Here is a 20,530-nt window from a genome sequence, read left to right on the forward strand (position 1 = left end):
TTGGTGGACCAGTTTGCCGCGGAATGAGTGGACTACTATGTGCGGAATATCCACCATGTAGTATCTGTTGACAATGAAAAGAAGTCGGCCCGAATTGTGTATTTCGCAAACTTCACACGATTCAACAAACTTACCCGCAAAGTTAAAATTAATGGTTTTGACTTGCGTGATGTTGGACTTGATGAAATCGGACTCAATCCCGAACATGCCGTAAAAAATGTGATTCTTGAGCCCGAAGAATAATCACCTTCAATAAACACGCTGTCTTTGCAATCATCCTTCGTAAGCTCAACTCATTGTTGCAACGCGAAGAATGAACATTCACGGTGCATGTTACATCGGGAAATGCAAAACGCCCCGATTTGGGGCGTTTTAGGATTATTTAAGTACGGTTGTTGTCAGCTTTTGAATTTTTCCCACATTTCAGGGAGCTTTTTAAGCAGTGCAACTTCTTTCCACTTTTTACGGGCATCCTCGGCCGGAACGCCATAATAGGTCTTTCCACCCTCAAGTGATTTATCTACTCCTGAGCATGCCAGAATTACCGCGCCTTTGCCAATAACGAGGTCTTTATTTATGGAACAGCTGGCCCATATCATAACATCATCTTCTATATTGGTAACACCCGCAATGGCTACATGGTCACCAATAAGGCAATTTTTACCGACGATAGTATCGTGCCCAACCTGAATATGATTGTCGAGTTTGGTTCCTTTACCAATAATTGTATCACCTGAAACACCTTTATCTACAGTGCATAGTGCGCCAATTTCAACATTATCTTCTATAATCGTTTGACCGCAGGATTCCAGTTTATCAAATCCTTCAGGCCTTTTTTTGAAATAATATGCATCGGCCCCAATCACACTGTTAGAGTGTATAATTACATTGTCGCCAATAGTGGTGTGGTCGTATATGCTTACATTGGAGTGGATAATGCAGTTTTTACCAATACTTACATAATTTCCGACAAAAGCGCCCGGTTGAATAATGGTTCCCTCACCAATCACTGATTTGTCGCTAATCATTTTGCTGCTCGGCTCAAACGGACGGAACTTTTTAACCAGCATAACATAATCTCTGAAAGGATCATCTGAGAAAATCAATGCTTTGCCCGCAGGAACATCAGCTTTGGTGTTGATGATAATGGTTGTTGCGGCTGAGTTGAGTGATTTACTGTAGTACTTAGGATGATCAACAAAGGTAAGGTCGCCCGGTTCTACGCGGTGAATTTCATTCAACCCGGTTACCATATGCCCGGGATCCCCGTCAAATTTAGCGTTGATAAAGGAAGCTATTTCCTTAAGTGTAAAAGGTTTTTCAAATTTCATCGTCGTCTATTTAACTTTTAGCTCTTTCGTAGTAACTATAGCTGCGTGTGTCCACTCTTATGCGTTCGCCAATGTTGATGAACAGGGGTACTTTTATGATGGCACCGGTTTCGGTGGTGGCAGGCTTCAAGGAGTTGTTCGCAGTATCGCCTTTCAAACCGGGCTCACAGTAGGTCACTTCCAGATCAACAAAAGGAGGAAGATCGCATGAGAGCACCCGTTCGGTATCGGCGTGGAACATAATTTCTACGGTAGTACCTTCTTTCAAAAGATCGGGAGCGCTTATCATATTTTCTGCAACAGAAACCTGCTCAAAAGTCTGATTGTTCATGAAGTTAAATCCCATGTCATCTTTATACAGGTACTGGTACGGGCGCCTTTCTACGCGTGCAATGGTAATTTTAGTGCCCGAAGGGAAGGTGTTCTCCACCACCCTGCCGTTGGTAAGGCTCTTGAGCCTGGTACGGACAAAAGCGGCGCCCTTGCCGGGTTTCACGTGCTGAAATTCTACAATGGTTACAAGGTCATTATTGAATTCTATACACAAACCGTTTCTAAATTCTGCGGTTGTTGCCATAAGTTAAGATATCCGATTACATTTATACATTATAAATTCGCACGCAAAAATAATTAAAATTGGAGACGCATTGTTTCAATATTTTAATAATTTCAAAACATTGTTGCATTTTCTATTATTTGCGGCCTCGAAATAAAAGTTTTTAAAAAGCCAAATGCCTCACCATTAATATTTTTGAACAACTGAACCCTCCGTTAATCATAGAATTACCGTCTGATTCTATTTTTATCAACAATGCCTAAATTTTGCATTCTTTTCAATAATTTTACAAAACGGCTATTTTATCGACCTTATAATTGTAAGAATATGATTTTTAGCCGCCTTATTAATCCCGGATTTCTCAAAACGCAGATGGCGGGAATAATCACACTTCAGTAACTTCGATTTCCATTATGGCAAATTATACGCATTTACATGTACACACACAATATTCGATTCTCGACGGTGCTTCAAACATAAGCGCCCTTCTGGATCGTGCCAAAGATTTGGGAATGACCACTCTGGCAATTACTGACCATGGGAATATGTTTGGGGTCAAAGAATTTCATAATGAAGCCACCAAAAAAGGGATTAAGCCAATTTTAGGTTGTGAGGTTTATGTTGCAAGTAAATCACGGCATGATAAAGCCGAATCGGAAGACCGGGCAGGCTATCACCTCATTCTTCTGGCAAAGAATCATACAGGCTATAAAAATCTGATAAAACTCGTTTCGTTGGGATGGATTGAAGGGCATTATTACAAGCCGCGTATTGACAGAGAGCTGCTTGAACTTTACCACGAAGGAATCATTGCATCTTCGGCATGCCTTGCGGGTGAAATTGCTCAGGCTATCCTGAGCAACAATCTTGTGAAAGCGGAAGAATCGGCCCTTTGGTATAAAAATCTTTTCGGAGAGGATTACTATTTTGAGCTGATGCGGCACAAAACCGGAAACCCTGTTATTGATAACGACACCCTGAAGCTTCAGGAAATCGTGAATAAAGGGCTGAGCGAGCTCGGACCAAAACTGGGGATAAAGTTAATTGCAACGAACGATTCTCATTTTATACGTGCCACCGATGCCGAAGCTCACGATCGTCTTATCTGCATCAATACCGGCAAACTTTTAAGTGATCCTGACCGTTTGCATTACACTAAGCAGGAGTATTTAAAAACATACGAAGAGATGAGCGCGCTTTTTCCCGATCATCCCGATGCCATTGCAAATACCATGGAGATTGCCGATAAAATCGAAGAATATAAACTGAATCATGCACCTATTCTGCCCGATTTTCCGCTTCCCGAAGGATTTGAAAAAGCGGAAGACTACCTTCACCATCTCACCTACGAAGGTGCCCGGGTGCGTTATCCGGAAGTTACGGACGCGGTAAAAGAACGTATTGATTTTGAGCTGTCGGTTGTGAACCGCATGGGCTTTGCCGGCTACTTTCTCATTGTTCAGGACTTTATACGTGCTGCCCGCGAAATGGGCGTTTCCGTTGGTCCGGGAAGAGGGTCGGCAGCGGGTTCGGTAGTTGCATTTTGTCTGCGTATTACCGACATCGAGCCGATGAAATATGACTTGCTGTTTGAACGCTTCCTGAATCCTGACAGGATATCCATGCCTGATATTGATATTGACTTTGATGAAGACGGTCGCGATGATGTGATAAAATGGGTGGTTGAAAAATATGGCAAAGACCGCGTGGCTCAGATTGTGACATATGGCACTATGGCGGCTAAAATGGCCATTAAAGATGTGGCGCGTGTAGAGAATTTACCCTTGTCTGAAGCTGACCGTCTTTCGAAAATGATTCCCGAAAGACCCGGCATCACACTTAAAAAGGCATTCAAAGAAGTAAAAGAACTCGAAGATTCAAAAAGTTCTTCAAATAAATTAATATCTCAAACACTTAAATATGCTGAGGAACTGGAAGGTTCTGTGCGTCACACCGGCCTTCATGCATGCGGTGTTATCATAGGTAAAGGAAATCTGATAGATTATCTTCCGCTTTGCGTATCCAAAGATTCTCCGCTGTTGGTTACTCAGTATGAGGGCAATCAGGTTGAATCTGTCGGGATGCTCAAAATGGACTTTCTGGGTCTGAAAACGCTTTCGATTATCAAAGATGCCCTTGCCAATATAAAACACAGCAAAGGTGAGGCGCTTGATCTGGATAATATTCCCTTTGATGATGCGCTCACTTATGAACTTTTCAGTAAAGGAAATACTACCGGCATATTCCAGTTTGAGTCGGATGGCATGAAAAAGCATTTAAAGGATTTGAAGCCAAACCGCTTTGAAGACCTTATTGCCATGAATGCCCTGTACCGCCCGGGTCCTATGGAGTACATTCCGAGTTATATCCGCAGAAAGCACGGAAAAGAAGTGATTACGTATGATCACGTGTTGATGGAAGAATATCTCAAAGACACTTACGGGATAACGGTTTATCAGGAGCAGGTTATGCAGTTGTCGCGCTCAATGGCAGGCTTTACGCGTGGGCAGGCCGATTCATTGCGCAAAGCGATGGGCAAGAAAATAAAGGCGATGATGGATTCGCTCAGGGAGGAATTCATTAAAGGATGCGGTGCCAAAGGTATTGAAGAAAAAGTAGCGGTAAAAGTATGGCACGACTGGGAGGCTTTTGCGGAGTACGCGTTCAATAAATCGCATTCCACGTGCTATGCGTATACTTCTTATCGCATGGCTTATCTGAAGGCTCATTATCCTGCCGAATTTATGGCTGCCGTGCTGAGCCGTAACTTTTCGGACATCAAAAAAGTGACCTTTTTTATTGATGAATGTCACAAACAGTCTATTCCTGTTTTGGGTCCCGATGTGAATGAAAGTGAGTTGCGTTTTATTGTGAACAAAAAAGGTGAGATACGGTTTGGATTAGCCGCAATCAAAGGCTTGGGCGAAGCCGCGGTTGAAAACATCGTAAGCGAGCGCAATAAAAATGGCAATTATGTTTCCATCTTTGATTTTCTGAAACGGGTAAATCTTCGCGCGGTGAACAGACGCAGTATTGAGGCACTTGCATACGCAGGCGCTTTCGACGGCTTTGAAGGAACACACAGGGCACAATACTTTTATAAAGAGAACTCCGAAGATTCGACGTTTATAGAGAAACTGGTGCGTCACATTACAATTTCGCAAAGTCGCGTTAATGAACAACAACACTCGCTATTCGGTGATTCCGACGATGTACGGATTGAAGATCCGCCCATGCCGGTTTGCGAAGAATGGACACGGCTGGAACAACTGAAAAACGAAAATGACGTCATCGGATTTTACATGTCGGGGCATCCGCTGGATGATTACAAGGTGGAACTCAATTCGTTTTGCAGTGTAACTGTAAGCAAACTCGCCGAAGATCTTAAGGTATTTAAAGGTCGTGATGTTACTTTTGGCGGAATGGTTACCGCTGCGGCACATAAAACCACAAAGATGGGAAAGCCCTTTGGTACCATGACTATTGAGGATTATCACGGCGCACTCAATCTGATGTTTTTTTCAGAGTCCTATCTTAAAATGAGACATCTGATGGATGTTGGCCGCTTTCTGCTGGTCCGTGGTAAGATAGAAGCCCGTTACGGCCGCGAGGATGAAGTAGAAGTGAAGGTTCAGAACATGGAACTGCTTTCGGAGATACTTGATAAACTAACCCGCAATATTACCATCAATCTGCCGTTAAATACTATCGACGATAAAATGGCCGATAATATTAATGCACTGGTAGTGGCGCACCCGGGTAAATGCAGTCTGAGATTCCGAATCATGGATCCGGATAATAATTTCTCGATTGAAATGATGACAAAAAAATATAAAGTAAGTGGTTCGGAATTTCTAAAAAGCCTGATGGCAAACGAAATCGGATTTAAGTTAAATTAGAACCATAGAGTACGGATGTGATTTTCGTGGTTTAATATGACCGGTCTGACGACTGAGATTTTGCTGTCTGTGAAAAAACGCATACGTTTGTATTTGAAAAAACTCTAACAATACATAATATGGCAATAGAAATCAATGACACAAATTTTGAAGAACTGGTGCTAAAATCAGACAAACCCGTATTGCTCGATTTTTGGGCTGAATGGTGCGGTCCGTGCCGGATGATTGGTCCGTTTGTAGAAGAACTTGCAAAAGAATATGATGGCAAGGCCATTGTTGGCAAAGTAAATGTTGACAATGCACCCGGCGTAAGTGCCCGTTTTGGTATCCGCAATATTCCTACTGTTTTATTTTTCAAAAATGGTGAGATTGCCGACAAACAGGTGGGCGCGGTTCCCAAAAACAAACTGGAAGAAAAACTGACGGCTTTATTGTAGTTTATTAATACCCATATCACTACCTCATGAGTGCTATAGATCAGAAAGAGATACAGCAGTTCGGGAAGCTCGAATTCCTTGCGCGGCAGGTAGTGGAAGGTTTCATTACGGGGCTCCATAAAAGCCCGTTTCACGGCTTCTCTGTAGAATTTTCGGAACACCGCCTCTACAATCCGGGAGAATCAATCAAAAATATTGACTGGAAGCTCTACGGTCGTACCGATAAGCTTTTTGTGAAGCGCTTTGAGGAAGAAACCAATCTTCGCTGTCAGCTCATCATCGATAACAGTTCTTCGATGTATTATCCCGTTAAGGATAGCGTCAGCATTGAGAATCCGAATAAAATCAGCTTCTCCATTTATTGCTGTGCGGCACTCATCTACCTGTTTCGCCTGCAGCGCGACGCCACGGGATTAAGTATGTTTTCCGATGACGTGGAGGTGCAAACTTCAGCTCATTCGGGTCCGGTGCATCAAAAGCGTATCTATTATGAACTGGAGCGCATGCTGCAGGCCTGGGATCAAAAGTCGCATAAAGGAACTGCCGCAGCAGAAGCGTTGCATAAGATTGCCGAAAATATTCACAAGCGCTCGCTGGTGGTTATTTTTAGCGATATGATGGAAAGTTCAGGCAATACGGAACCTTTATTCTCCGCGCTTCAACATCTCAAGCACAATAAACATGAAGTGATATTATTTCATGTGGTGGATAAAAGTAAAGAGCTGGATTTTAATTTCGACAACCGCCCGTATAAATTTATTGATATGGAAAGCGGCAGTGAGCTTAAGATACAGCCATCGGAAGTTAAAAAGCAATATATAGAGGCGATAGCCAAGTACAAAGCCGAGTTAAAAATGCGCTGTATGCAGTACCATATAGACTTTGTGGAAGCCGACATCAATGATGGTTTCCATCATGTGCTGCTCTCATATTTAGTGAAGCGCGGCAAAATGTTCTAAATAAAAAAAGAGGCTTTCGGCCTCTTTTTTTATCTTATGTCTTACCTCCGACATCTTATTTTGCAGCGTATAAATCCACCATTTTCAGGATGACGCGCACCGCCTTTTCAAGCGATTCAACCGGCACGTATTCAAACTTACCGTGGAAGTTGTGTCCGCCTGCAAAAATATTGGGACAGGGGAGTCCCATGTATGAAAGCCTTGCTCCGTCTGTTCCTCCGCGTATAGGTACTACCAGCGGTTTAACTCCGCATTCTTCCATTGCCTGCTGAGCAATGGCTACGATATGATATACAGGCTCAACTTTTTCGCGCATATTATAATACTGGTCGCGCAGTTCAAGTGTAAAGACTTTTTCTCCGTAGCGCTGGTTCATATAATCGACAAGCTTCGTGATGAATATTTTTTTCTTTTCAAATTTAGGCTTGTCGTGGTCGCGAATAATGTATTGTAAGGATGCATTTTCAACGCTTCCTTCCATCTTGATGATATGATAGAAACCTTCGTAATCCTGTGTAAATTCAGGCCGTTCATTTACCGGAAGCAGTCCGTTGAATTCCATGGAAAGTATCATTGCATTCACCATTTTGTTCTTTGCATAACCCGGATGAATGTTGCGTCCCTGAATGATTACCTTGGCATGAGCGGCATTGAAGTTTTCGTATTCCAATTCGCCAACGCCTCCGCCATCTAAGGTATAAGCATATTCGGCGCCGAATTTTTCCACATCAAATTTATCCACACCGCGACCTATTTCTTCATCGGGAGTGAATCCGATTTTAATGGTTCCGTGTTTCACTTCGGGATGCTCAACAAGATACTCGACGGCGGCCATAATTTCTGCAATTCCCGCTTTGTCATCTGCGCCAAGCAAGGTATTCCCGTCGGTGGTGATGAGGGTTTGCCCTATATAGCCCTTCAGTTCCGGGAATTCTGCCACGGACAAAATCAGACCTTTTTCTTTGTTGATAACCACATCATCGCCCGTATAATTTTTGATGAATTGCGGATTAACGCCAACGCCGGGCATATCGGGACTGGTATCCATGTGAGCAATGAATCCAATCACAGGAATTTTCTTATCGGTGTTTGCCGGCAGCGTGGCCATCACATAACCGTTTTCATCGATTGAGGCATCCGTCAGTCCGAGTTGTTTTAATTCTTCGGTAAGAAGATTGCCTAGGTCGAACTGTTTGGCTGTACTGGGGCAGGTTTCGGAATTTTCATCCGACTGCGTGTCAATTTTTATATAACTCAAAAAGCGTTCAAGAACTTTTTCTTTCATGATAAAATGGGTTTATTAATCATTTTCTTTTGCACGGAATGATTCCCAAACAAAATACGCAATAAGTGCTATAAAGGCTACCAATGCAGTAATCTGGGCTCCGACAGCATTTTCGTCCGCCCAGACTCTGAGGTTCATGGCGTTTCCGTCATTCGTAAAGAATATTATGAATGCCCCGATAACGCCGAATATTGCGGCTCCGGCAATAAATCCTGACGAAATAAGAATGCCTCGCTGGATTCGTGAGTTCGCAAGTTTCTCATTTTTGGTACTCTTGGTGAACCAGTGGTTCAGTAAGCCACCAACAACAAGAGGCGTATTCAACGGCAGCGGAATGAACATTCCGAGTGCAAATGCCAGAGGTGATATTTTCAGCCAGTTCATAATAATTGAAATAATGGCGCCAATGCCGAGCAATACCCAGCTAACACCCGAACCCGACATCAGGGGCTCGATAATAGCTGCCATGGCATTAGCCTGTGGTGCCGTCATAGGCGTAGGATGTGCAGGTGTTTGAACAAATCCGTATGCACTGTTCAGAATAAATATTACGATACCAACGGTAGCGGCAGAAAGCAAGGTTCCAAGGAATTTAAACGACTGCTGCTTAGCCGGTGTACTTCCCAGCCAGTAGCCGACTTTTAAGTCGGTGATGAAGCCGCCGGCCATTGAAAGTGCCGTACATACAATGCCTCCGATAATGAGTGAGCTGACCATGCCCTGCCATCCTTTTAAACCAACGGCTACCAGCACAACCGAAGATAAAATGAGTGTCATCAGCGTCATCCCGGAAACGGGATTGGAACCAACAATGGCAATGGCATTTGCTGCAACCGTTGTAAACAGAAATGAAATGATAAGCACAGTGACCAGTGCGACGATTGCCTGAACCATCGTAATTTTCACGCCAAGTAAGAGGAAAATAAAAATTGCGACCAGTGTGAGACCGATGAACAGCATCACAAACGACATTTTTATGTCTTTTTGTGTGCGTTCCACTTTTGCCTCTGCATGGGCTTTGGGACCGATTCCGAACGCGAGTTTGAATGCACTTCCGATAACTCCCGACGATTTTATAATGCCGATGATTCCTGCCATGGCAATAGCGCCGATACCAATTGGGCGAACATACATCTTAAAAATCATTTCGGCCGTCATGGCATCAAAAGGATTTGTTCCGCCACCGGCTGCTGCCACTATGTTTCCGATTTCATTTACAAGCGGAATAAGCACGAACCATGAAAGGAGTGAACCCGCAGTTATAATAAGCGCATAACGCAAGCCTATGAGATAACCAAAACTAAAAATGAGTGCGCTCACATTGAACTTGAACACCATTTTTACTTTATTGGCAAGGGTTTCGCCAATAGGAATGATTCGGGTGGTTATTTCTTCGCTCCACAGCTTGAAGGCCGAAAAACAAAAATCAAACAGTCCGCCGATAAGTCCGCTGACAATGAGAAGTTTTGCCTGGCTGCCGCCTTTTTCGCCTGTCATCAGAATTTCGGTAGTGGCAGTAGCTTCGGGAAAAGGAAGCTTACCATGCATGTCTTTTACAAAATATTTGCGGAAGGGAATCAGGAATAAAATGCCCAAAAATCCGCCAAGGAGTGATGAAAAGAATATCTGCCAGAAATCGACTTGAATCTCAGGATATTTGCTTTGCAAGATGTACAGTCCGGGAATTGTAAAAACGGCACCTGCCACAATCACGCCGGAAGCTGCCCCGATAGACTGAATAATTACATTTTGCCCAAGCGCATTTTTTTTGCGCGCTGCGGCTGATGCACCCACTGCAATGATGGAAATGGGAATGGCCGCTTCAAAAACCTGTCCGATTTTGAGTCCAGAATACGCCGCTGCTGCCGAAAAAATAACAGCCATCAGCAATCCCATAAAAACAGACCATGCCGTTACTTCAGGGAAAATCTGCCCTGCGGGCATTACCGGTTTGTATTCTTCGCCCGGTTTCAGTTCGCGGTATGCATTCTCCGGAAGGCTGCGCGTTTCCTGTACTTGTTCAGACATACTATCGTCTCCTATAAATTAGTTAATGAATGGTTCTATTGAGGGGTGCAAGATAATAAAAAAGTTGCTATAAAATAAGAGGCCGCCCTTGTGAGGCGGTCTCTTTTCCCTAACCAAAGTATGCGTATGATTTTGCACGTAGTGCCGTGTTAATTGGTAAGCCGGACAAATCAGTTTTTCTGAACAACCCATGCCCGGAAATTCTCACACCATTGCCTTCTTCACAATTTTAAGGCTCAGGTTCCTTAATTCAACGATGATAATGCCATTGGCAAAGTCCATATCATAGGTTTTGTTGAAGCTGCCGGTTCCCGATGTTGCATTATCTTTAAGTATCAACCGGCCGCTGATATCGTACACGCTGATATCAACCTGCCCTGCGGTTTCTTTTGTAAAATGAATGGTAAGCCGGCCTTCAGAGGATGATACAATTACATTATCAATTGCCTTTAGTTCAATATTCGTATTGTCATCAACTGCCGTCGGAATATCGCGCAGAATGGGCTTTTTTGTTTTGAGGTATGATTGAGCCTGAACTGAATGGTAACCACATGTCGTGAAAATGACAATCACTATTGCGGCTATTTTAATTGCTGTTTTTTTCATGATTTGTTCTCCTTTATACTTTAATTGATAATTTGATTTTTCCTTTTCTGTACTTGATTTTAATAGCTGACGGACGGGATTCTGCAAAAGTTACAGGCGTGAAAAAAAATGTTTTCCTGAACCGTGAGGTAAAAGTATATTGTGCCTTATGCGGAATACAAATAAATTCTACGCAAGGCGATAAACACCGTACCATCTGGCTTTCAGAGTCTGAAAACAGAAAAACCGGAGAAAATTCCGGTTGGTATAAATCAGAAGGGCGTTCATTGAAAAATGATGAGCCTATAAACAGGCTTTTGGAAGTGCTTTACGGCACGAAGGACAGCCCGGAGGCATCCATTGGATAAGGTTTATCTCATAAAATGCGTTCCCTTTTTTGAGGGTATCCGATTTTTTGCCTGAAAATTCATTCATCCAGTCGTTTCGCAAACCATATATCTCGGGTAATGCGCCTGCACCGTGTGCGCCCGTATTCAGAGAATAGTTCGGATGCTCTGCTGATGCAATCGAATCGGGTTGTTGTTCGGCAAATGACCAAAAAGGTGCAATTAAAAATAGCGGTAATAAAAAGATTATTTTTTTCATACGGCTTTTAGGATTTGCACAATTATTATTCACTGCAATTATTCAACATTTCCCCAAAGATGCTCCGCATTCAATAAACTACCAATAAAATTCAACCAATAAGATGGTTTATTCAACCAACAAGCGTTTTTTATAAATGACTGCCGAGTGCTGTGTCTGCCTCATCTGATTGGTTATTAGTATTGTTTTGTATAAAATCTTTGGAAAATGAAAACAAAAGATGTTCTTTTGAATAAATTTTCCGGATGATGAAGAAAAAGTTTGTGATTATTGCGCACATTGTTTTCTGGATACTCGCACTCACTGTTGAGTTGCTGCCGCTTGTTACTGTTAATGATATGGTGAAAGTGCGTGAAGCTTTGGTTGAAGAAGTATTCATTACGACCTTCTGTGTCATAATTTTTTATGTTTTCTATTTGATTATCGGTCCCAAAATTCTTTCGCGTAACCGTATTTTACTTTTTCTGGCGGTTTTCATTGCATTTATAATTCTGTACACGGCGCTCATTATGTCATTTTATCCGCGGTTGCTTTTTAGTATCATTCCGGCACCTGAAAAACCTGTTTCAATGGTTCGATGGTATTTTTTTTCATTCTCCTATCATTTTGTATATGCCTTATGGGGAACCATGTTCCGTTTCTCAATAGACTGGTTTGGAAGCAAACAAAAAGAAAAAGAACTGGAAAAGCAAAATGTTTCAAGTGAGCTGGCTCTTTTGCGTTCTCAGATAAATCCACATTTTCTGTTCAACACACTGAATAATATAAACTCATTTGTACATCGCGATCCCGATAAAACATCCTTTGGTATCATCCGCCTGTCGGAGATTATGCGTTACATGCTCTACGAAGCCAATGCAGACAAGGTGCTTCTTGAGAAAGAAATCAACTACATCAACAGCTATATTGAACTTCAGAAGTTACGCGTCAGCACACCTGATTATGTTAGTTTTAATGTTATTGGTGAAGTGACAGGGATAATGGTTCCACCCATGCTGCTTATTCCGTTTATCGAAAATGCATTCAAACACGGGCGGAAAAAAGTGAGCAGTGCCGGTGTGTTTATCAAACTCAATATTGAAAAAAATGCACTTGAATTTGAAATAAAAAATTATCTTGTTAAAGTCAAACCCAGGATTGAAGGCGAGGGCGGATTTGGACTTAAAAACATCAAACGGCGTCTTGACCTTATTTATGGAACCAATTACGAACTCAGGTGTGAAACGAATGAAGAAATGTTCATCGTTCACTTGAATATTTTTGAACTTTAACTTACAACTAGATGAAAAAAAAGACATCCACAGGATTTTATTTACTGATAGTAGGTTTTCTGCTTACTATGCAGTTTACTTTTTTCAGAATGACCGGACTTATAACTACCGAATCTACATCGCCCGTATTGTTCAATACACTGGGTGCGCTTTCGATAATCGGGCTGTTGATGGGCATTTTTGGTCTGGCAATGGTATTATCTGTGAAAAAGAAACCGGAGCAAGAGAACGAACATAAACCTTCAGAATAGGCACTGTGAAAAAAAGCATCGTTATAAGCATACACATCATTTTTTGGTTGCTGAGCATAACGGTAACGTTGCTGCCGCTTATGACTTATGACGATTTTGGCGAAATAAAAATATGGGCCATACGAACGCTTGTCACTAAATTTTTTCTGGCTGTTGTATTCTATATTTTTTATTTCGGAGCGGCTCCACATCTTCTTCTCAAGAGAAAATGGCTGTTGTTTTTTGTAGTGTTCATCGTTTTTGACCTGGTTTATACTTACGGTATTTCATGGCTTATTCCGGCAATCTATAAGGTAATACTACCGCCCGATACTGAGACATCGCCCTTCAATATCTTTTTTTTCACATCGCTGTGGTATCATTTTATTTATGGCGTTTACGGAACACTCTTTTGCTTCACCATTGATTGGTTCAACAGCAAGCAAAAACAAAAAGAACTGGAAAAGCAAAGTATTTCGGGAGAATTGGCCTTGTTGCGTTCTCAGGTAAACCCTCATTTTCTGTTCAATACACTCAATAATATTAATTCATTTGTGTACAGAGATCCCGATAAAACATCGTTTGGTATCATCAAACTGGCGGAAATTATGCGCTATATGCTGTATGAAGCAAATGCAGAAAAAGTGCAGCTTGAAAAGGAGATAGACTATATCAACAGTTTTATTGCACTTCAGGCGTTCAGAGTAAATGATCCGGATTTCGTGAAATTCAATATCAGTGGTGCCACAAACACGGTTATGCTGCCACCCATGTTGCTCACGCCTTTTGTTGAAAACGCATTCAAGCATGGCCGGAAAAGAGATGTCAGCCCGGGCATCGTCATCAATCTTGAAGTAATTGAAGGCTGGCTTTCATTCCATGTTATGAATTTTATGGCACCGCAAAATTCCGGTATTGAACAAAAAGGCGGGTTTGGTTTGAAAAGCATCCGACGCCGTTTGGACTTGATTTACAATAAAAATTACACGCTTAACGTAAATCAAACCGAAAAGGATTATATCATCGATTTAAAAATAAAATTATCTTAAAATCAGCGCGTATGAAAATCAATTGCATTGCCGTAGACGACGAACATCCTGCTCTGATGCAGATAGAAGATTACATCTCAAAGGTTCCCTTCCTGAATTTGCTCAAGTCATTCGATAATGGAATTGAAACGCTTGAGTTTCTTAAATCCAACACGGTTGACCTGATTTTCCTAGATATTCAAATGGAAGACCTTACAGGGATACAACTTTTAAGCATCCTTAAAAATAAACCCCGGGTGATACTGACCACCGCATACGATTCTTATGCCTTACAGGCGTTCGACCTTGACGTAACCGATTATCTGCTGAAACCCATATCATTCGAGCGTTTCCTGCAGTCTGTCGAAAAAGTGTTCGATAGCATTTCTCCTAAAAAGAGTACAGATATCACTGCCGGAGTTACTCCGACGGGCGATGAAAAAGGCTACCTTTTTGTAAAGACCGATTACCGCATGAAGCGGGTGGATTTTAAAGATATTTTGTACATCGAAGGACTCAAAGAGTATCTTGTAATTCGCACTCTTACCGGAAAAGTAATCACGCTGCAAAGCTTCAAAAAAATGGAGGATGCTCTGCCTTCAGCAAATTTTATCCGCGTTCATAAATCATACATGGTAGCCATCGATAAAATTGAAAGCATTGAACGCAATCGCATCAAAATTGCCGATCAAATCATTCCTGTAGGCGATACGTATAAAAAACAATTCTTTGACATGCTTGATAAAAGCGGCATATAAAGAATAATTGAAACGCTTTTCACAGTCTGTCTTCCAATTTTCACAAAATACATACACCCTTTTTTTATTAAAGACGGGCAGCACGCTTGGTTCGACAGACAACTAAAATGTGTCGACGAATTAGTCTAATTAGTTGAAATACAAAATATTATATCGAAGGTAGAAGCAAAGACTGTATATTTGCAAAAAAAATAAAATACAGGCCTGATGCTAATAAAGACTTTCGGCAGCGCCATACACGGCATTAATGCCATCCCGATAACGGTTGAAGTAAATATTGACCAGGGGGTGAACTTCAGCATGGTCGGATTGCCCGATAATGCTGTAAAGGAAAGCCATCAGCGCATGGAAGCTGCTTTCAGAAACAATGGTTTTAAAATGCCGGGAAAGAAAATTGTTGTGAATCTGGCTCCTGCCGATATACGCAAAGAAGGTTCTTCGTATGATCTTACGATTGCCATTGGCATTTTGGCGGCTTCTGAGCAGATACGTCACGAAAACGTGCACGAGTATATCATTATGGGCGAACTCTCGTTAGACGGCAGTTTACAGCCCGTTAAAGGCTCTCTGCCTATTGCCATTGAGGCACGGCAGAATGGTTTTAAAGGGATTATCCTGCCCAAGGAAAATGCGCGTGAGGCAGCCATCGTAAGCAATCTGGAAGTCTATGGTGTGTCAAATCTGTGTGAGGTCACCGGTTTTTTCAACGGTGAAATTGAGCTGGAAGCTGTTGTTATCAATACCCGCGAAGAATTTTTCGCACGACTCAACGAATATGAATTTGATTTTGCGGATGTAAAAGGGCAGGAAAATATTAAACGCGCACTTGAAATTGCCGCAGCAGGTGGTCACAATGTGATATTCATTGGTCCGCCGGGCGCCGGGAAGACAATGCTTGCCAAAAGGCTGCCTTCAATACTTCCGCCTCTTAGTTTGCACGAAGCATTGGAAACCACCAAGATTCATTCCGTTGCCGGGAAGATGCCACGAGAGGCAGCACTGATATCCGTGCGTCCGTTTCGTGCGCCGCATCATACCATAAGTGATGTTGCGCTGGTGGGTGGTGGCGGGAATCCACAGCCGGGAGAAATTTCGCTGGCGCACAACGGCGTATTGTTTTTGGATGAGCTGCCCGAATTTAAGCGCACCGTGCTTGAAGTATTGCGTCAACCGCTCGAAGACCGGCGCATCACAATATCAAGAGCACGCTGCACTGTTGAATATCCGGCAAGTTTCATGCTTGTAGCTGCCATGAATCCATGTCCATGCGGTTATTACAATCATCCTGAAAAAGATTGCTCATGTGGTCCCGGCATTGTACAAAAATATCTGAACCGTATTTCGGGTCCGTTGCTCGACCGCATCGATATTCATGTGGAAGTTACTCCCGTGCCTTTCCGCGAACTCAGTCGTGTGCAGGCGAGTGAGCACAGCGGCTCAATCCGGGAGCGGGTAATCAATGCCCGCCAGATTCAGGAAGCACGGTTCGCGGAATTGAAAGGCGTTTACTGCAATGCCCAAATGACAACGAAATTGCTGCATAGCTGCTGCGAAATTGATGAAGCCGGCTCCGCGCTGCTAAAAAATGCGATGGAAAAATTGTGTCTTTCGGCACGCGCCTATGACCGTATTCTTAAGGTTTCGCGTACTATTGCCGATATGAGCGGAAGCGAACATATTTTGTCTGAACACCTTGCCGAAGCGATTCACTTTCGCAATCTGGACCGTGAGAACTGGGCTGGATAAAATAAGAGAACTGTTCCTCAATTTGTCAATTTGATAATTTGTCAATTTGACAATTCAACAAATCACAGTTTCAGTTTTTAATTCTTCCTGACAGAGGCGGACAGGCATTTTAAGTTCTCAGTTAAAATAGTCATGTCCAAAAAATGGCAAAATTTGGACATGAGAAAAGGATTATGGGTAGAGAACGGACATGAGAATTGGTTCATGTCCAAAAAATGGCAAAAAACGGACATGAGCGGATAGTCATGGGTAAAAATGGGACGTGAGGATTTGTGCCTAAAAGTCCGGTAATTTCAAGCGTTCCGTAAGAACGGAATTATCAAAATCAAAATGCAGCCCTTTGAATTTTTGTGACCGGACGATAGCTTTACCAAGATCAAATTCATCTTGTGGCATCGTGAAATAATATCCTTTTTCAAAAAGATATTCTGCGAGATATTCCTGCTCGGTTTGCCCGGGTGTGGGCACAAGAACAGCTTTTACGCCAAGACACGCGAGATCCATAATACTTGAATAACCCGAGCGGCATATGATGAGTGATGAGGTGGCGAATATTTCGAGCAGCCGTTCGGAATCGGCCATGTCAATGATTTCTACGCGTGGAGGTAAATCAATTTTTGTTTCTTTTGTTGAGACGCCTCTTATAATCAACGCCGAGCCGGTAAACTCCTTCAACTGACGAAGCAGTAGTTCTTCGAAAATGCTGCGCTGCGGCTCCGGTCCGGACAGAATCACTGCAACATCATGTTTTTTTTGTGAATTTTTAGTAAGTAATTTTCCTGAAAATCTTGATAACGGACCAATATAACAGGCATTTTTAGGAAGTTGGTAATCGTGCGACAACGTTCCGGAGAGTACATTTTCTTTTTCATGATCGGGAATCCAGCATTCGGAAAAATGGGAGATAAACCAATTGTTGAGACGCAATATTTTTTTCTCAAAAGATGCGGACGAAGGGTATTTAATAAAAATCTGGTGTGTGATGAAGATGCATTTTGTCTTTTTGTTCCACAGGCCGAAACGGTTATCTGAAATCACCAGGTCAACGTGAAATTTTTTGATAATCTTTCTGAGCTGCCTGTGTTCGCGGCATATTCCATAAATAATGCGAGGCATTTGCCACATCATTTTACGCACCAAATTTTTTCCTTTGGGGTATGAAACAGAAAATCCCGGAAGATTGATTTTTTCAATTCCGGGAAATTCTTTGTTTAATAATTCAAGCGAATCGCCGTTTCCGGCAATGATTACATTCGTATTGGCGGTAAGCAATTGCTCAATCAGCGGGATGCAACGGCTGGCATGACCCAGTCCCCAGTTGAGTGGACAAACCAATACCGTCCTGCGTTCCACATTATTGTTATCAGAATGTGAGCGAATATTGAACTGCCAGATTCCGCGGTGCTTCAATATACCCCGGACGTGTCATATACTCATTATTCAAAACATTTTTAAGGATGAGCCCGATTTTCATTTTTTCGGTTATATCAAAAGAGCCGCGAAGGTCGAACACGAAATATCCTTTATCATGTTTTGCACGATACTCGTTTATACCGGGTAGAATAACGGAGCTTTTCAGACCAGTTACAAGTTCTGCCCCAAAAATGGTATCAATGTTTATCATTTTGCTGGTATAGTTAAAACTTACACCAACCGTGAAACGACTGAATGACATCTCATAATCGCCTTTAATGGAGTGATAATAACGGTATTTAAGAATTTTGTTTTCAATTTTACCGGTAGTGTCACCAAGATCAATAGGATTGGTATACGTATAACCAATCAGGTAGTAAGCCGGGAATCCGCCAATGCTGCCTTGTCCGGCAAACGACATATCAAGACCGGTAATGCGTGCGTGACCAACGTTGATTGACTTGAAGCCGATATCGTTGAGCGTGGGGTATAATGCCGTATCCGGTTTAAAGATACCGAAGGTAAATTCCATCATATTGGAATATTCTGTCCAGAATCCTGCGATATCAAGAAAACCATTCCATGAGCCCATCTTAAACCCTTGTTTGGCGCCAATTTCAGCGCTCCATCCGGTTTCGGGTTTTAATGCTGTATTCGGGAAGAGATTCAGTCCTCCGATATTCGTTTTTATGAAACGCTCGGCGATAGACGGGAAACGGTAACCCTGACCGAATGATGCTCTGATAAATGTATATTTCGCAAGCTGATAATTTACTCCGGCTCTGAACACCGGCCAGATAGGCAGCTTGATGGTGTCTTTTGAAACATACAGCGCATAGGTTGAAACCGATTCAGCCGTATCAATACGATAGTATTCAACACGTATACCAAGAGACACAGATAGTTTTTTCCAGAGTTTTGCATCAAACTGGCTGTAAAATGATGCATTTACGCCATAATGATCACCAAAAAGTTCGGCAGTACTTTTTGTGTATGAACCGGAAATGCCGGCAGTCCAGTTCAGTTTGTTTTTTATGAAGCGCTGATACTGGTAATCGCCGTAATAAAGGTCTGCAATATTGTTTTTATCCGGGTTATCTTTAAACAGGTTCGTCGATCTGAAATACCTGGTTTTAAGGCTGTACTTGCTTCCTCTTTTATTGAAATAGAGAAAATAGGGATCCACATTCACACGATAACCTTGATTAACATTGATTGATCCCGGGTTTTGCATAAGTGCTCCCGTTGAGTCATTCTGCCACAGAAAGAAGTCTGTTTTGCCAACGTACATAAAGTTTGTATTGACACCAAGTGAAAGGCCTTCGACTTTTTTGGGACGATAGCGAAGGTTCACGTTTAATCTGCCATGCAGCTCTTCCGAAGTTTTCCGGAAGCTTTGATCTTTATACCCGTTTGCGCCCACAACTAAGTCAAGGTCGCCGATTTTGCGTGAGTGAAACAGGTTTAAACCTGAAAACCACGGTTGTTCATCTTTCCAGAACTCATACCAGGGTCTGTCTTGTCCCCACCATTTTGTTTCTTTGCGCGCCGGGTTCATGTAAATGCCCGCGTTGTATAAAATCTTCGTTTTTGGTTTATCCGTCGGAAAAGCTGTACGAACATTTATCACTCCATTGAGCGCAGAAGAACCAAACAGTGCCGATGACGCACCTTTCAGTACTTCTATTTGTGAAACATTTTCGATAGGAATGTAGTTCCATTTGGCATCGCCGGCATCGGGCGACAGCAATGGCATATCATCAACCATTACCAGCACGCGGCTTCCGGCACCGTAGCTGTAGCCGCTACCTCCGCGAATACTGGGCTGCGACTCCATAATGTCAACACCCGGTATTTTATTCAGTGCTTCGGTAACACAATTGGTGTTCTGATTTTCCATTTGCTCGGGCCGAAGCACCGACATTGAAATCGTAACGTCAGAAATTTTCTGTTCGAATTTTCCGGCACTCACAACCACGCCTTCAATAATCATCGACTCTTCTGTCATAGCAACGTCGGCCGTGAGTTTTTGTCCCGCGGTAACGGTATAAGTAACTTCTTTTGAAGCAAAACCAATGTATTTATACGTGAGTTTGATTTTGCCGGCATTTACTTTTATCGAGTAGTTCCCGTTGATATCCGTAACAACGCCCGTGGTAGTATTAAGGATTACATTCACGCCGGGAAGCGTTTCTTTTGAACTGTTGTTGATAATCTTTCCCTCTATGGTTGCTTGTTGAGCAACTGCCGTAGAAAAAAGAAAGGGAAGAAAAAACAGAATAGCATAAAGTTTCCGCATCATACATTAGTTTAGTGAAACAAGCGGGCAAAAGTATAAAATATTTTCAATCAGCATACGTCTTTATTCTGTGGCTATTAACAGGCTGGAATGCATCTG

At 42.4% G+C, this 20,530-nt stretch carries 17 protein-coding genes; 9 read left to right on the forward strand and 8 right to left on the reverse strand.

The genetic code is table 11. The features are described 5' to 3' along the window. Nucleotides 1-27: 27 nt before the first annotated feature. Nucleotides 28-243, forward strand: a complete 216-nt coding sequence (locus WCM76_06395) for a hypothetical protein (GenBank protein ID MEI6765254.1) — start codon at nucleotides 28-30, stop codon at nucleotides 241-243. A gap of 155 nt (nucleotides 244-398) precedes the next feature. Here the strand turns inward: WCM76_06395 and WCM76_06400 are convergent, their stop codons facing one another. Both WCM76_06400 and efp read right to left on the reverse strand, forming a co-directional pair. Continuing rightward, nucleotides 399-1,331: a UDP-3-O-(3-hydroxymyristoyl)glucosamine N-acyltransferase gene (locus WCM76_06400; GenBank protein ID MEI6765255.1), complete on the reverse strand. Its 933-nt coding sequence runs from the start codon at nucleotides 1,329-1,331 to the stop codon at nucleotides 399-401. Between the two features lie 10 nt (nucleotides 1,332-1,341). Continuing rightward, on the reverse strand, nucleotides 1,342-1,908 hold the full coding sequence (efp, locus tag WCM76_06405) for an elongation factor P (GenBank protein ID MEI6765256.1): 567 nt from the start codon (nucleotides 1,906-1,908) through the stop codon (nucleotides 1,342-1,344). A 392-nt stretch (nucleotides 1,909-2,300) separates the two neighbouring features. On the opposite strand from efp, the gene dnaE reads away from it, so the two are divergent. The 3 genes from dnaE to WCM76_06420 all read left to right on the forward strand — a co-directional run bounded on the left by dnaE (nucleotide 2,301) and on the right by WCM76_06420 (nucleotide 7,182). After that, nucleotides 2,301-5,786: a DNA polymerase III subunit alpha gene (gene dnaE / locus WCM76_06410; protein MEI6765257.1), complete on the forward strand. Its 3,486-nt coding sequence runs from the start codon at nucleotides 2,301-2,303 to the stop codon at nucleotides 5,784-5,786. A gap of 119 nt (nucleotides 5,787-5,905) precedes the next feature. Next, on the forward strand, nucleotides 5,906-6,223 hold the full coding sequence (gene trxA / locus WCM76_06415; protein ID MEI6765258.1) for a thioredoxin: 318 nt from the start codon (nucleotides 5,906-5,908) through the stop codon (nucleotides 6,221-6,223). 26 nt (nucleotides 6,224-6,249) lie between these two features. Next, the gene (locus tag WCM76_06420; GenBank protein MEI6765259.1) at nucleotides 6,250-7,182 is read left to right on the forward strand and encodes a DUF58 domain-containing protein; all 933 of its coding nucleotides are present in this window, start codon (nucleotides 6,250-6,252) and stop codon (nucleotides 7,180-7,182) included. 55 nt (nucleotides 7,183-7,237) lie between these two features. Here WCM76_06420 and pepT read toward each other — a convergent pair whose 3' ends face one another. From pepT to WCM76_06440, 4 genes are all read right to left on the reverse strand, one after another. Further along, nucleotides 7,238-8,467, reverse strand: a complete 1,230-nt coding sequence (pepT, locus tag WCM76_06425; protein ID MEI6765260.1) for a peptidase T — start codon at nucleotides 8,465-8,467, stop codon at nucleotides 7,238-7,240. Nucleotides 8,468-8,482: 15 nt separating this feature from the next. Continuing rightward, nucleotides 8,483-10,495, reverse strand: coding sequence for an oligopeptide transporter, OPT family (locus tag WCM76_06430; protein ID MEI6765261.1), 2,013 nt, complete (start codon nucleotides 10,493-10,495; stop codon nucleotides 8,483-8,485). A 204-nt stretch (nucleotides 10,496-10,699) separates the two neighbouring features. Beyond that, nucleotides 10,700-11,101, reverse strand: a complete 402-nt coding sequence (locus WCM76_06435) for a T9SS type A sorting domain-containing protein (protein ID MEI6765262.1) — start codon at nucleotides 11,099-11,101, stop codon at nucleotides 10,700-10,702. Nucleotides 11,102-11,383: 282 nt separating this feature from the next. Beyond that, entirely contained in the window at nucleotides 11,384-11,686 is a 303-nt protein-coding gene (locus WCM76_06440) for a hypothetical protein (protein ID MEI6765263.1), read from the reverse strand. 245 nt (nucleotides 11,687-11,931) lie between these two features. Here WCM76_06440 and WCM76_06445 point away from each other — a divergent pair, with 245 nt between their 5' ends. From WCM76_06445 to WCM76_06465, 5 genes are all read left to right on the forward strand, one after another. Then, a complete protein-coding gene (locus tag WCM76_06445) occupies nucleotides 11,932-12,957 on the forward strand; it encodes a histidine kinase (GenBank protein MEI6765264.1) in 1,026 nt (341 codons plus the stop codon). A gap of 11 nt (nucleotides 12,958-12,968) precedes the next feature. Next, nucleotides 12,969-13,208: a hypothetical protein gene (locus WCM76_06450; GenBank protein ID MEI6765265.1), complete on the forward strand. Its 240-nt coding sequence runs from the start codon at nucleotides 12,969-12,971 to the stop codon at nucleotides 13,206-13,208. A 5-nt stretch (nucleotides 13,209-13,213) separates the two neighbouring features. After that, nucleotides 13,214-14,236 (forward strand): histidine kinase, encoded by a 1,023-nt coding sequence (locus tag WCM76_06455; GenBank protein MEI6765266.1) that lies wholly within the window; start codon nucleotides 13,214-13,216, stop codon nucleotides 14,234-14,236. 11 nt (nucleotides 14,237-14,247) lie between these two features. Next, the gene (locus WCM76_06460) at nucleotides 14,248-14,973 is read left to right on the forward strand and encodes a LytTR family DNA-binding domain-containing protein (GenBank protein MEI6765267.1); all 726 of its coding nucleotides are present in this window, start codon (nucleotides 14,248-14,250) and stop codon (nucleotides 14,971-14,973) included. A 207-nt stretch (nucleotides 14,974-15,180) separates the two neighbouring features. After that, entirely contained in the window at nucleotides 15,181-16,719 is a 1,539-nt protein-coding gene (locus WCM76_06465; protein ID MEI6765268.1) for a YifB family Mg chelatase-like AAA ATPase, read from the forward strand. A gap of 276 nt (nucleotides 16,720-16,995) precedes the next feature. On the opposite strand, the gene WCM76_06470 is transcribed toward WCM76_06465, so the two are convergent. Continuing rightward, nucleotides 16,996-18,072: a glycosyltransferase gene (locus tag WCM76_06470; GenBank protein ID MEI6765269.1), complete on the reverse strand. Its 1,077-nt coding sequence runs from the start codon at nucleotides 18,070-18,072 to the stop codon at nucleotides 16,996-16,998. Between the two features lie 10 nt (nucleotides 18,073-18,082). Further along, entirely contained in the window at nucleotides 18,083-20,434 is a 2,352-nt protein-coding gene (locus tag WCM76_06475) for a TonB-dependent receptor (protein ID MEI6765270.1), read from the reverse strand. Between the last annotated feature and the right edge of the window lie 96 nt (nucleotides 20,435-20,530).

Source organism: Bacteroidota bacterium, from assembly GCA_037133915.1.
GTDB lineage: Bacteria > Bacteroidota > Bacteroidia > Bacteroidales > CAIWKO01 > JBAXND01.